The 12,586-nt window shown below is 67.2% G+C and carries 11 protein-coding genes; 6 read left to right on the forward strand and 5 right to left on the reverse strand.

What is annotated here, in order from left to right; translation table 11 throughout:
* Positions 1-35 precede the first annotated feature (35 nt).
* The 4 genes from ACFFJK_RS09805 (at position 36) to ACFFJK_RS09820 (ending at position 5,167) form a co-directional block, all read left to right on the forward strand.
* Positions 36-1,013 carry a tripartite tricarboxylate transporter substrate binding protein BugD gene (locus ACFFJK_RS09805; protein ID WP_379678925.1) on the forward strand — a complete coding sequence of 326 codons (978 nt, stop codon included), beginning with the start codon at positions 36-38 and terminating at the stop codon, positions 1,011-1,013.
* A gap of 107 nt (positions 1,014-1,120) precedes the next feature.
* Positions 1,121-1,597, forward strand: a complete 477-nt coding sequence (locus tag ACFFJK_RS09810) for a tripartite tricarboxylate transporter TctB family protein (RefSeq protein WP_379678926.1) — start codon at positions 1,121-1,123, stop codon at positions 1,595-1,597.
* A 3-nt stretch (positions 1,598-1,600) separates the two neighbouring features.
* Positions 1,601-3,103, forward strand: a complete 1,503-nt coding sequence (locus tag ACFFJK_RS09815; protein ID WP_379678927.1) for a tripartite tricarboxylate transporter permease — start codon at positions 1,601-1,603, stop codon at positions 3,101-3,103.
* Positions 3,104-3,547: 444 nt separating this feature from the next.
* A complete protein-coding gene (locus ACFFJK_RS09820; protein WP_379678928.1) occupies positions 3,548-5,167 on the forward strand; it encodes a S8 family serine peptidase in 1,620 nt (539 codons plus the stop codon).
* 125 nt (positions 5,168-5,292) lie between these two features.
* On the opposite strand, the gene ACFFJK_RS09825 is transcribed toward ACFFJK_RS09820, so the two are convergent.
* The 3 genes from ACFFJK_RS09825 to ACFFJK_RS09835 form a co-directional block, all read right to left on the reverse strand.
* Positions 5,293-5,901, reverse strand: coding sequence for a PH domain-containing protein (locus ACFFJK_RS09825; protein ID WP_379678929.1), 609 nt, complete (start codon positions 5,899-5,901; stop codon positions 5,293-5,295).
* A 75-nt stretch (positions 5,902-5,976) separates the two neighbouring features.
* Positions 5,977-8,391 (reverse strand): DNA polymerase II, encoded by a 2,415-nt coding sequence (locus tag ACFFJK_RS09830; protein ID WP_379678930.1) that lies wholly within the window; start codon positions 8,389-8,391, stop codon positions 5,977-5,979.
* A gap of 22 nt (positions 8,392-8,413) precedes the next feature.
* Complete coding sequence (locus ACFFJK_RS09835) at positions 8,414-9,214, reverse strand: ferritin-like domain-containing protein (RefSeq protein WP_379678931.1); 801 nt, start codon at positions 9,212-9,214, stop codon at positions 8,414-8,416.
* A 138-nt stretch (positions 9,215-9,352) separates the two neighbouring features.
* Here ACFFJK_RS09835 and ACFFJK_RS09840 point away from each other — a divergent pair, with 138 nt between their 5' ends.
* Together ACFFJK_RS09840 and ACFFJK_RS09845 are read left to right on the forward strand one after the other, a co-directional pair.
* A complete protein-coding gene (locus ACFFJK_RS09840) occupies positions 9,353-9,922 on the forward strand; it encodes a cysteine hydrolase family protein (RefSeq protein WP_379678932.1) in 570 nt (189 codons plus the stop codon).
* A 115-nt stretch (positions 9,923-10,037) separates the two neighbouring features.
* A complete protein-coding gene (locus tag ACFFJK_RS09845; RefSeq protein WP_379678933.1) occupies positions 10,038-10,598 on the forward strand; it encodes a hypothetical protein in 561 nt (186 codons plus the stop codon).
* A gap of 23 nt (positions 10,599-10,621) precedes the next feature.
* Here the strand turns inward: ACFFJK_RS09845 and ACFFJK_RS09850 are convergent, their stop codons facing one another.
* Both ACFFJK_RS09850 and ACFFJK_RS09855 read right to left on the reverse strand, forming a co-directional pair.
* Positions 10,622-11,419, reverse strand: a complete 798-nt coding sequence (locus tag ACFFJK_RS09850; protein ID WP_379678934.1) for a LytR/AlgR family response regulator transcription factor — start codon at positions 11,417-11,419, stop codon at positions 10,622-10,624.
* Positions 11,416-12,531, reverse strand: a complete 1,116-nt coding sequence (locus ACFFJK_RS09855) for a sensor histidine kinase (protein WP_379678935.1) — start codon at positions 12,529-12,531, stop codon at positions 11,416-11,418. The genes ACFFJK_RS09850 and ACFFJK_RS09855 overlap by 4 nt, the downstream gene beginning before the upstream one ends.
* Positions 12,532-12,586: the final 55 nt, after the last annotated feature.

Consider the following 12,586-nt stretch of genomic DNA (forward strand, 5'->3'; position numbering starts at 1 on the left):
ATAACGAGCGAACACGAGCTTAGAGGACGACACCGATGAAAACCACTTTCCTGCGCACCGTCGCGGCCATCGCCCTGGCCGCCACCGCGCTGGGCGCTTCGGCCCAGAACTACCCGACCAGGACCATCACGATGATCGTGCCGTTCGCCGCCGGCGGGCCGACCGACACCGTCGCGCGCCTGGTTGCCCAGTCGATGGGCAAGACGCTCAAGCAACAGATCATCGTCGAGAACGTCGGCGGCGCCGGCGGCACCATCGGCGCGGCACGCGCGGCCAAGGCCGCGCCGGACGGCTACACCATCTTCCTGCACCACATCGGGCACTCGACCGCACCGGCCCTGTACCGCAAGCTGAGCTACAAGGCGATGGACAGCTTCGAGCCGATCGGCCTGGTCACCGACGTGCCGATGACGCTGATTGCGAAGCAGAACTTCCCCGCCAAGGACTTCCGCGAACTGCTGGCCTACGTGAAGGCAAACAAGGCCAAGGTCACCTACGCCAACGCCGGCCTGGGCTCGGCGTCGCACCTGTGCGGCATGCTGCTACAGACCGCCATCGGCGTCCAGCTGACCACGGTGCCATACAAGGGCACCGGCCCGGCCATGAACGACATGCTGGGCGGTAAGGTGGACCTCATGTGCGACCAGACCACCAACACCACCAGCCAGATCAAGAGCGGCAAGGTCAAGGTCTACGGCGTGACCACCAAGGCGCGCCTGGCCTCGATGCCCAACGTGCCGACCCTGAGCGAGGCCGGCCTGCCCGGCTTCGAGGTGGCGGTGTGGCACGGCCTGTACGCGCCGAAGGGCACGCCGAAGCCGGCCGTCGACAGCCTCTCGAATGCCCTGCGCGCGGCGCTGAAGGACCCCACCGTCAAGCAGCGTTTCGCCGACCTCGGCACCGAGCCCGTGGCCGATGAGCGCGCCCGTCCGGAAGCCCTGCGCGCCCACCTGAAGGCCGAGATCGGCCGCTGGGGCCCGATCATCACCAAGGCAGGCCAGTACGCCGACTGATCCCTGCCGGTGCCGGCATCGGCCCGCATCGGCAGCAGCGGGCAGCGCGGCCAGGCCGGCCGCGCTGCCCTTCGACATAACCGGTAATACGCAACAAGGGGTTCGCAGTGGCTTCCATCGTCCGCCATCCGAAGAATTTCTGGATCGGCATCATCTTCCTGTGTTTCGGCCTCGCGGCCATCTGGTTCATCCAGGACAACGAGATGGGCAGCGCCGGCCGCATGGGCCCGGCGTACTTCCCGACCGTTCTCGGCGCCCTGCTCGCGCTTGTCGGGCTGGCAGGCATCATCCGCTCATTCGTCGGCCGCAGCCTCGGCGCGCATGACGCCATCGGCAAGTTCCACATCAAGAACATCGTCATCATCCTGGCCGCGGTGATCCTGTTCGGCGTGCTGATGCGCGGCGCCGGCCTGGGCGTGGCCGCCTTCGTGCTGGTGTTCCTGAGCGCTTATGCCAGCGACCGCTTCAAGCTGGTACCCACGCTGGTCCTGGCCGCCGGGCTCAGCCTGTTTGCCATCCTGCTGTTCGTCCAGCTGCTCGGCTTGCCGATGCCGGTCATCGGCCCCTGGCTGGGAGGGACGTAAGACATGGAGATCTTTACCAACCTCGGCCTGGGCCTGGAAACCGCCTTCACCCTGACCAACCTGTTCTACTGCCTGGTGGGCGTATTCGTCGGCACCGCCGTCGGCGTGCTGCCGGGCCTCGGCCCCATCGCCACCATCGCAATGCTGCTGCCGGTCACCTTCGGCCTGCCGCCGGTCTCGGCCCTCATCATGCTGGCGGGTATCTACTACGGCGCGCAGTATGGCGGCTCGACCACCGCCATCCTGGTCAACCTGCCGGGCGAATCGTCTTCGGTCGTGACGGCCCTCGACGGTTACCAGATGGCGCGCAACGGCAACGCCGGCAAGGCACTGGCCACCGCCGCCATCGGCTCCTTCTTCGCCGGCACCGTTGCCACCGTCCTGCTCGCGCTGTTCGCGCCGCCCCTCGCGGACCTCGCGCTGCAGTTCGGCCCCGCGGAATACTTCTCGCTGATGGTGCTGGGCCTGGTGGCCTCGGTGGTGCTGGCAAGCGGTTCGCTGCTCAACGCGATCGGCATGGTGATCCTCGGCCTGCTGCTGGGACTGATCGGCACCGACGTCAATTCCGGCGCGCAGCGCTACACCTTCGACCTGCCCGAGCTGGCCGACGGCATCAACTTCGTCATCGTCGCCATGGGCATGTTCGGCATCGGCGAAATCATCCGCAACCTGGAGCACGGCGAGGACCGCAGCATCCTGATGAAGAAGGTGAAGGGCCTGATGTTGACCAGGGAGGATTTCAAACGCATCATCGCCCCGGTCTTCCGCGGCACTTTCCTCGGCTCGGCCCTGGGTATCCTGCCGGGCGGCGGCGCCATGCTGGCCTCGTTCTCGGCCTACTCGATCGAGAAGAAGATCTCGAAGAATTCGGCGCAGTTCGGCAAGGGCGCCATCGAAGGCGTGGCGGCGCCGGAATCGGCGAACAACGCGGGCGCCCAGACCTCGTTCATCCCGATGCTCACCCTCGGCATCCCGTCCAATCCGGTGATGGCCCTGATGATCGGCGCGATGATCATCCAGGGCATCCAGCCCGGGCCGGCCGTGATGTCCGAGCAACCGGCGCTGTTCTGGGGCCTGATCGTCTCGATGTGGTTCGGTAACCTGTTCCTCGTCATCCTGAACCTGCCGCTGATCGGCCTGTGGGTCAAGATGATCCTGGTGCCCTACCACCGCCTGTATCCGGCGATCCTGATGTTCTGCGCGATCGGGGTGTTCAGCCTGAACAACAACGAGTTCGACATCTGGCTCATGGCCCTGTTCGGCCTGTTCGGCTACATCTGCGCCAAGCTGGGCGCCGAACCGGCCCCGATGCTGCTCGGCTACATCATCGGGCCGATGATGGAAGAATACCTGCGCCGCGCGCTGCTGCTCTCGCACAGCGACCCGATGGTATTCATCACCAGCCCGATCAGCGCGACGATGCTGGCGATGGCGGCCATCGCGCTCGGCATCGTACTGTTGCCGTCGCTGCGCAGGAAGCGCGAGGAAGCCTTCCACGAAGAGTGATGATGCCGCGACCACGAAAAGCCGCCCTGCCTGGGCGGCTTTTCCATGCTGCGCTCCACAGCCCACTTGCATCGGTGCAAACGCTTGGGCTTCCACGACGTTGCCCTTGAATTAAGTTTTCGCACACCCCGGAACCTGTAATCGACCGGCCCACACAACCAACCCCACCCCCGCAGCGACCTGCCGCAGTGATCGCGCAGCAGAATATTCAACGTTCCGGGCGGCACATAATGCGAACGACTGCCTTTTCCTGCCGCGCCTGTCAACGTTTTTAATCGCTGTGCATGTTTCAATACACTTATCGAACATTGCCCGGAAATGTGGTTGACGGTGACACGCCCTTCCCCCTAGGATCGCTCTGTGCCGAGCTCGCCATGCCTATCCGGCATGCGCCGACGAAGCAGGCCACGTCGTTTTTACAACATGACAAGATTGGGGACATACATGAAATATCGCACCACCGCGCTTTCGCTCACTACCCTTTCAATGCTGTGCTCGGTTGCCGTGCTTGGGCTGGCTTCCAGCACCGCCAGCGCCGCGCCGCAAGCCCGCTACATCGTCGGCTTCAAGGACGGCGCCGACAATGACGCGAAGGCTGCGGTTGTCCGCGCACGCGGCAACGTGAAGCGCAAGATCCGTGGCATGAACGCCATGTCGGTCGAACTGGCCGCCGAGCAGGTCAACGCACTGCGCAGCGACAAGAACGTCGCCTACGTCGAAGTCGACCCGCCGCGCTACCTGCCGTCGATGGAAATGAGCCCGGACTACACCAGCTCGACGGAGCTGAGCGCTGCTGCGAACCCGGCTTCCGGCAAGAGCTATTTCCTGGGCCAGGTGGTCCCGTATGGCATCACCATGACCCAGGCCGACCAGCTGCCGAACGGCGGCTCCAAGACCGGCAACCGCAAGATCTGCATCATCGATTCGGGCTACGACCGCAGCCACGAGGACCTGAACAACAACGGCGTCGTGACCGGCCAGTACGACTCGGGCACCGGCTGGTGGCACACCGACGAGAACGGCCACGGCACCCACGTGGCGGGCACCATCGCAGCCCTCAACAACAATGGCGTCGGTGTGGTGGGCGTCATCCCGAACCGCCAGCTGAAGCTGCACATCGTCAAGGTGTTCGGTGCCGACGGCTGGGCCTATTCGTCCGAATTGGCCGACGCGGCAAACCAGTGCGGCGAAGCCGGCGCGAACATCATCAGCATGTCCTTGAGCGGCCCGGCGCCGAGCGCCACCGAGCAGGCCGCGTTCGATGCGCTGGCGGCCAAGGGCATCCTGTCGTTCGCCGCTTCCAGCAACGCCGGCACCACCGCGCCGCGCTGGCCGGCCGGCTACCAGAGCGTCGTCTCGGTGGGCGCACTCGACAGCGACAAGAACTGGGCAAGCTTCTCGAACTACAACCCGAATGTGGAACTGTCGGCGCCGGGCGTGCGTGTCCTGTCGACCGTGCCGATGGGCACCGCGCTGGTATCGTCGCTGACCGTTGGCGCCAGCACCTATGAAGTCGGCTCGGTCACCGGTTCGCCGCGTGCGACCGTCACCGCGCCGCTGGCCGACTTCGGCTTCGGCGGCTCGGTCAATCCGGCGATGGCCGGCAAGGTCTGCCTGATCTCGCGTGGCGCAGGACTGGCCTTTGGCGTCAAGGTCGCCAACTGCCAGGCCAGCGGCGGCGTCGGCGCCATCCTGTACAACAACGTGCCCGGCAGCCTGACGCCGACCCTGGGCGATACCGTGACCTCGATTCCGTCGGTTGCTGCGTCGCAGGCCGAAGGCGCCGCCATGCTCGCGCAGGTGGGCCAGTCGGCGACCGTCTCGGTCAAGGTCGGCAACTACGACTACTTCAACGGCACCTCGATGGCAACGCCGCACGCTTCCGCGGTTGCTGCGCTGGTGTGGAGCTACTTCCCGCAGTGCAGCGCTGCCCAGATCCGCAGCACGCTGGCCAAGTCGGCAGAGGACCTGGGCGCCCCGGGCCGCGACGACAAGTACGGCTACGGCCTGGTGAGGGCGCGGGCTGCCTACGACCGCATCGCCTCGATGGGTTGCAATAACTAAGGCAGGAAGCATGTTCCGGCGGCCCGGTCGATTTGTCGGCCGGGCCGTTTTTCATGTGCGACAGGACAATCGCTCCAGGCCAGCGTGCTCGCCCTTCCCTGTTGTTGACGGCGGCACGCCGACCTTCAGTTGTGAATGTACTTGGCGAACACGTCGCTGTAATCGCGCCTGGTGTGGGTGTCGAGCATCGCCGTGTTCAGGGCTTCCAGCAGTTCGCCATACTGGGTGACGAGACTGCCCGCGCCCGGCGCGATGTTCAGCTTGTGCACCGAGGCCGTGGCCTCCAGCGCCCGCAGCGCATTCTCGCGGCATACCGCCTCGCGCCGCTGCTGCTTTCCGATCGAGATCAGGGCTTTATAGATGTCCTTGAGCTGTTCGATGAACGCCTTCTTGACGTCGATGGAAAACGGCGTGTTGTCCAGGCTGAACTTGAGCTCGACGTCCATGTCCAGCGTGCCGGCGGTCTCGATGCTGACGCCGGAGACCTGGTAGGTCGCATAATCGTAGCGCTTGATCGCGCGTTTCGCCGACACCGCCGAATCGCCGTCCACGTGGATCAGCGCCAGGTTGGTGAAGCAGTATTCGTCCTTCTTGCTCTTGATGAGGAAGAAGATCTGCTCGCCGTCTTCGCTGAAGAGGTAATCGTCCGCATCGACCTTGCTGTAGTCCGCGGGCCCGACGATGACGCCGATATCGCTGATGCCCAGTGCTTCCGCTGCCAGTTTCTTGAACATGATCGCCCTCGCGTGATGAAAGTGGCTACATTAACACCGTTTGGCTACAGCAAATGCGCATGCGCCGCGCGGTCGCTAGAACAGCGCGCCCTGCGGGCTGGTCAGCCGCGAAAAGCTGTCGCCGAGAAAAGGCAGGATCGCGTCGGCGATCGGCTCCAGCTGCCTGGTCAGGTAGTGCTCGTAGTCGATGGGCGAACGGCGCAGCTCGAGCGGCTCCGGTCCGCTAGTGGTCATCACGTAGCGGATCCACCCGCCGTTGCGGTACTGCGCCGGGCGTCCCTGCCCCGTATGGTAGGCGTCGGCCATGCGCGCGGCGCGCACATGCGGCGGTACGTTGCGCTCGTAGTCGTCCAGCGCGCGGCGCAGGCGCTTGCGGTAGACCAGCAGCGCGTCCAGCTCCCCGCGTAGGGTGCGCGCCACGTAGTCGGCCACCCACGCCTCGTAGGGCTGGTTCTTGAAGATGCGCAGGTACAGCTCCTGCTGGAACTGCTGCGCCAGCGGCGACCAGTCGGTGCGCACCGTCTCCAGCCCCTTGTACACCATTTCCTCGCTGCCGTCCGGGTGCGTCACCAGGCCGGCGTAGCGCTTCTTGCTGCCTTCGTCCGAGCCGCGCACGGTCGGCATCAGGAAGCGCCGGTAGTGGGTATCGAACTCCAGCTCGAGCGCGCATTCCAGGCCGTATTCGTCGCGCAGGTGGTCGCACCACCAGTCGTTGACGTGCTCGACCAGCGAGCGGCCGATGCGCTCGGCCTCGTCCTGCGCATGCGCGCGGCCCAGCCACACGAAGGTCGAATCGGTATCGCCGTAGATCACCTGGTAGCCCCGTTCCTCGATCAGCGCGCGCGTGCGGTGCATGATCTCGTGGCCGCGCATCGTGATCGACGAGGCCAGGCGCGGGTCGAAGAAGCGGCAGCCGCTCGAGCCCAGCACGCCATAGAACGCGTTCATGATGATCTTCAGCGACTGCGACAGCGGCGCGTTGCGCTCGCGCTTGGCCGCTTCGCGCCCCTCCCACACCTGGCGCACGATGCCGGGCAGGCAGTGGCGGGTGCGCGAGAAGCGCCCGCCGCGAAAACCCGGCACGGTCGCCGCGGCCGGCTCGGCCAGGCCCACGACCAGCCCGACCGGGTCGATCAGGAAGGTGCGGATGATGGACGGATACAGGCTCTTGTAGTCGAGCACCACCACCGAATCGTACAGGCCCGAACGCGAGTCCATGACGAAGCCGCCGGGGCTGTCGCCCGCAGCCACATCCCCCAGGTTGGGCGCGACGAAGCCCTGGCGGTGCATCAGCGGCATGTAGCGGTGCTCGAAAGCGGCGACCGAACCGCCCATGCGGTCCACCGCCAGCCCGGTGACGCTGGCGCGCTCGAGCAGGAAGGGAATCAGGCCGGTCTTGTCGAAGATGCGGGTGACGAGTTCGCAATCCTTCAGGTTGTAGGTCGCCAGCGCCGGCTTGTCCTGCTCGAACATGCGGTTGATCTCGTCCATGCGGCTGTACGGATTGTCGATCGCCTTGCCTTCCCCGAGCAGGGCCTGCGCCACCGACTCCAGGCTGAACGAGGGAAAGCTCCAGGTCGCCGAGCGCAGCGCTTCGATCCCGTCGATGACCAGGCGCCCGGCGATGGACACGAAGAAGTGCTCCTGCCGCCCATGCGCGCGGTGCTCGATGGCGCTACCGTCGCGCCCCAGGCGCAGCGGCCGGCTCAAGCGCTCGGCGGCGGCCACCAGCATGCGGAAATCGAACTGGATCACGTTCCAGCCGATGATGGCGTCCGGGTCGTGGCGCGCGACCCACTCCTCGAGCCGGTCGAGCAGCGCCAGCCGGCTCTCGCAATATTCGAGTGCGAAATCCAGCGCGAGGCCGGCATGCGCGCTGCCGTTGGGCGCGCCCAGCATGTAGACCTGGCGCTGGCCGCAGCCTTCGATCGCGATCGAATACAGCTCGCCATGCTGGTTGGTCTCGATGTCGAGGGAGGCCAGGCGCAACCGCGGCCGGTAGCCGCCGCCCGGTTTCAGTGCGCCGCGGATGCACCCGGGATCCGTGCCATCGGGGCTGCCGTAAACCTGCACCGGCGCCGTGATGAAGCGCTCCATCAGGTAGCGCTCGGGCGGGCGCACGTCGGCCTCGTAGACATCGACCCCGAACTCGCGCAGCCGCTTCTCGATGCGCAGCAGCTGGCGGTACTGGCGGCAGTACAGGCCAAGGACGGGCCGGTGGCGGAAATCGCACAGCGCCAGTTCGCGCAGTTCGCAGCCGCGCTCCCCGGCGACCACCAGTTCGGCGGCGGCGCGCTGCTCGATCGGGATGAAGGCCACCGATGGCTGCGGCGGCAGGCGCACGCAGCGCGGGCCGCTGTCCGTCGCCAGCCAGAATGCGACTTCGGTGCCGGCGTCGCCGTCGCGCCAGTGGCGCGTCAGCAGGAAGCCCTGCAGCGGCGGCGCCCTGTCCGCCTCTGCCGGCACTGCCGGTTGTGCGGTGGAGTCCATGGAAATCGTGCCTTGCCTCGGTTCAGGCAAGGCGCGCCAGTTCCGCCTCGCTGAAGCCGGCCTGGCGCCGCGCGTCGAGGTTGAACGGGCCTTTCAGCACCGGCGCCTTGTATCGGACGGTCAGCTCGGCATAGGTGGACACCGGCTCGAGTCCGCGCAGGCCGCACAGATGCAGGTACCAGCGGTTGCCGATCTCGACATGCCCGACTTCGTCGCGCAGCAGCACGTCGAGGATGGCCGCCGCCTCCAGGTCGCCGGCCTGCGCCAGCTTGGCGCGCAGCGGCGGGATCGCGTCCAGGCCGCGCGCTTCCAGCGTGCGCGGCACCAGCGCCATACGGGCCAGCACGTCGCCCGTGGTCTTCTCGACCATCTCCCACAGGCTGTCGTGCCCGGGAAAATCGCCATACCGGAAGCCGAGGGTGGCCAGGTGCCCGCACAACATGTCGAAATGGAGGGATTCCTCGCTCGCCACCCGAAGCCAATCAAGGTAATAATCCTGCGGCATGCCGGGGAAACGCCAGAGCGCGTCGAGCGCCAGGTTGATGGCGTTGAACTCGATATGGGCCAGCGCATGCACCAGCATGGCGCGGCCCTCGACCGTTGCCATCGAGCGGCGACCGACCAGGCGCGGCGGCACCAGTTCGGGTCTGGCCGGACGGCCGGGGATGCCCTCCGGGGCAACAAGCTCCGTCTTGCTGTCCACCGTCCAGTATCCGGCGCGGCAGGCAGCAGCCAGCGCCGCCACGCCGGCGGTCTTGCTTGCGGGGTCGGTCTCGAGCAGGGCGTGCAGAGCGCATGCGCGAAGTTCCAGCGGGTGCGCCATCTTGTTCGCCTTCGGTGAAAAATCGAAGGCGATAGTGTATCAAACGGCCATCCCGCCTGTGGTGGAAATCGTTGCGCAGTCCAGCGTGCCGTTCCTGGGTTACCATGACAGGATTACAACCAGGCCAGGCCAACCGCCATGCACCCCGACCTTCCCGCCCTGATCATCGTCGACATGCAACGCTGCATGGCCTGCGCGGCCGCCGGCACCCGTAACAACCCTGAAGCAGAGGACAACATCGCTTCCCTGCTGCGCGGGTGGCGTGCGTGCGGCGCCCCGGCGGTCCACGTGCGCCACATCTCGCGCGACCCGGCGTCGGGTTTCGCGCCCGGCCAGCCCGGCGCGCTGTTCCAGCCGGCCTTCGAACCGGCGCCCGGCGAGCACGTCGTCGAGAAGAACGTACCGGATGCCTTCGTCCATTCCGGACTCGAACGCTGGCTGCGGGTGCGCGGCATCGAACGCCTGGTGGTTGCCGGCGTCAGCACCAACATCTCGGTCGAGTGCAGCGTACGCAGCGCCGGCAACCTCGGATTCTCGGTCACGGTGGCCGCAGATGCCACCTTCGCCTTCGCGCGCCGCGACCACGCCGGCGCCATGCGCAGCGCGGACGAGGTGCACGCGATGTCGCTGGCGAACCTGGACGGCGAGTACGCCGCCCTCGCCTCCACGCGCGACATCCTGCAGGGTTTCGTCCGGTCTTTTGGGTAAGCACAAAGCGGTAAATACTTTACCCTTGGGGCATTGTGGCAAGGCTGACAAGCTTGCTACCATGGATGTCCTGCTCGACTCCCGCCACCGCCGCCAACCACGAAGGAACCGTGTCATGCTCGCACCTGCCCTCCAGTCGCGCCTCCTCTTGACCGCCGCCGCCTTCGTCCTCGAGGCCGTGCACCTCGGGTGGGAGCACGTCCGCGGCGGGGTGGCGGCGCACCACCTGCTGAACCGGGCCGACCTGCCTTCGGTTTCCAACTGGTGGGGCCTGCTGGTGGTGCCGCTCCTGGTATGGCTGCTGGTCGGGCGCATCCAGCGCCGCGGTGCGACGCTGGTGCAGGCCGGCAGCCGCGAGCGTTTCCGCACGCTGGTCCGGGTCCGCTTCACGGTAACCCTGCTGTGGGGCGCGGCGCTGGCCCTCGCGTTCGAGCTGGGCCACCCCGCTGCCGGCTTTCTCTTCTTCGGCGCCTTTGCCGGCGCCCTGTTCCTGCACCTCTACCGGGCCGAATACGTGCTCGGTATCGCGCTGGGGATGACCTTCACCTTCGGCGCCGTGCTGCCGCTGCTGGTCGCAACAGTCCTTGCCGGCCTGTCCTTCGCGGCCCACCTGCTGCTGGGCGCCCTGCTGCGCCCTGGCCGCGGGGGCAGCCCGCGCGGCATCGGCCTGCCTTGACCTGCGGCACCGCCGCTGCCGCGTCACATCTGCCGGAACAGGTGGGCGTAGACCGGGCTGACCCGGTGCTTTTCGGGGCGGTTGCGCAGGTTGAGCATGACCTTGCCCATCGTGTCGCGCCCGGCGCTGGCCACGCAGCCGATGTTCACCACCGTGCTGCGGTTGATCTGCCGGAACTGGTCCGGGTCCAGTTGCGGAACCAGTTCCTTGAGCGGCACGCGGATCAGGGCCTCGCTGTCGGCCGTGGCCACGTTGACGTATTTGTCGAGCGCCTGGAAGAACACGACCTCGCCCACCGGAATCATGCGCACCATGTTGCCCACGGCCGCGCGCACGATGGTCAAACGCTCGGGCGCCGGGGCCGGCACCAGGGCCTGCAGCCGGCCGACCAGTTGCGCCAGCGGGTCCGCCGAGGGAACCTGCGCATCCCCGTGGGGCCTGGCCAGCAGAGCCTGCAGCCGCTCGACCGTACGCGCCAGGCGCGTATCGCTGACCGGCTTGAGCACATAGTCGGCGGCCGCCTGCTCGAAAGCCTGGACGGCATAGTCGTCATAGGCCGTGACGAACACCACGTGCGGGAACGGGGCCGGTCCTTCCCAGCGCTCGGCCAGCTCTTCCGCCGCCTCGATGCCGGTCTGGCCGGGCATCCTGATGTCCAGGAACAGCACGTCCGGGCGCAGCGCCAGCGCCTGTTCCACGGCGGCGACGCCGTTCGGCGCCGTGCCGGCGATCTCCAGCCCGGGCCACAGCCGCTGCAGGCTGCGGGCGAGGGTCGCGGCGAGGATCGGTTCGTCTTCTGCAATGAGGGCGCGGATGGTCATGGGGTCTCCAGGGGAAGGGTGAGGCGGACCACGGTGCCGTGGGGCTGTCCGGGTGCCAGCAGGATCGCGGCGCGGTCGCCGTACAGCGCGTGCAGGCGTTCGCGGGTGGTGGATACGCCCACCCCGCCGCCGGGCGCGCGTCCGGCGGCACCTGGACCGTGGTCGAGACCCAGTCCGGTGTCGGCCACGCGGATGTCGAGCACGCCGTCGCGCGCCTCGGCCGCGATCACCACCTCGCCGCCGTCGATCTTCGGCTCCAGGCCGTGCACGATCGCATTCTCGACCAGCGGCTGGAGCAGCATCGGCGGCAGCTTCGCGCCGCGCAGGCGGGCAGGCAAGTCGAGGCGGTAGGCAAGACGCTCGCCCATGCGTACTCCCATCAGGCCGAGATAGGCTTCCATCGCGGCGAATTCCTCGCCCAGCGTCGTGCTCTCGGAGCGCGATGCACCGAGCGTGGCGCGCAGGTACTGGATCAACTGGTCGAGCATGGTGCCGGCGCGCTGCGGGTCCAGTGCGATCAGTCCCTGCAGGTTGGCAAGCGTATTGAACAGCATGTGGGGCTCGATCTGGGCCTGCAACAGCCGCAGTTGCGCCTGCAGCGCCTGGCGCTCGATGGTTTCGGCGCGTAGCTGCGCCTCTGCCCTCTCCCGCGCGATGCGCGCCAGGCGTTCGCGGTGGACCACCAGGAGTGTCATGACGCCCATCCCGAGAAGGGTGAAGCCGATCATGCTGATCCCTCCGGGCGTGGGGTAGGCAGCAAGGCCCGGCGTCTTCTGGCCGAGCAGCATGGCGCCCGCGTGAATGCCTGCGAAATGCGCCAACGGCGCCACTCCCAGCATGACCGCCGCCAGGGACAGCCAACCGAGCGGCCGTGTTTCGAGGTCGGGCCAGAACAGCAGCCGCGCGCCATCGACGAGCGCGAAGCCCGGCAGGCCGATGCACAGCGAGAACACGAGTTGTTCGAACAGGGATTCGGGCTTGCCGGCCACCAGCGCGATCACGAGTGCGCCGAGGGCGCTGATGACCGCGGCCAGGAGCAGGTCGCGTAACAGCGTCGCGGCGAGCGGCGGCAGGCGCGGGGCGGGTGGTGCGGGACGGGTGAGGGTCGTCATCTGGTGCGGTTCTTCGCTTGTGCCAATTGCAACGGTGCCTGCATTCTGCCGAGAC

Origin of the sequence: Massilia consociata, from assembly GCF_042432755.1 — a bacterium.
Lineage (GTDB): Bacteria > Pseudomonadota > Gammaproteobacteria > Burkholderiales > Burkholderiaceae_D > Telluria > Telluria consociata.

Bases quoted from the DNA above. Each gene is read 5' to 3' on its own strand.
- ACFFJK_RS09830 (WP_379678930.1), bottom strand. From the start codon at position 8,391: ATGGACTCCACCGCACAACCGGCAGTGCCGGCAGAGGCGGACAGGGCG.
- ACFFJK_RS09820 (WP_379678928.1), top strand. From the start codon at position 3,548: ATGAAATATCGCACCACCGCGCTTTCGCTCACTACCCTTTCAATGCTG.
- ACFFJK_RS09815 (WP_379678927.1), top strand. From the start codon at position 1,601: ATGGAGATCTTTACCAACCTCGGCCTGGGCCTGGAAACCGCCTTCACC.
- ACFFJK_RS09855 (WP_379678935.1), bottom strand. From the start codon at position 12,531: ATGACGACCCTCACCCGTCCCGCACCACCCGCCCCGCGCCTGCCGCCG.
- ACFFJK_RS09825 (WP_379678929.1), bottom strand. From the start codon at position 5,901: ATGTTCAAGAAACTGGCAGCGGAAGCACTGGGCATCAGCGATATCGGC.
- ACFFJK_RS09845 (WP_379678933.1), top strand. From the start codon at position 10,038: ATGCTCGCACCTGCCCTCCAGTCGCGCCTCCTCTTGACCGCCGCCGCC.
- ACFFJK_RS09835 (WP_379678931.1), bottom strand. From the start codon at position 9,214: ATGGCGCACCCGCTGGAACTTCGCGCATGCGCTCTGCACGCCCTGCTC.
- ACFFJK_RS09805 (WP_379678925.1), top strand. From the start codon at position 36: ATGAAAACCACTTTCCTGCGCACCGTCGCGGCCATCGCCCTGGCCGCC.
- ACFFJK_RS09840 (WP_379678932.1), top strand. From the start codon at position 9,353: ATGCACCCCGACCTTCCCGCCCTGATCATCGTCGACATGCAACGCTGC.
- ACFFJK_RS09850 (WP_379678934.1), bottom strand. From the start codon at position 11,419: ATGACCATCCGCGCCCTCATTGCAGAAGACGAACCGATCCTCGCCGCG.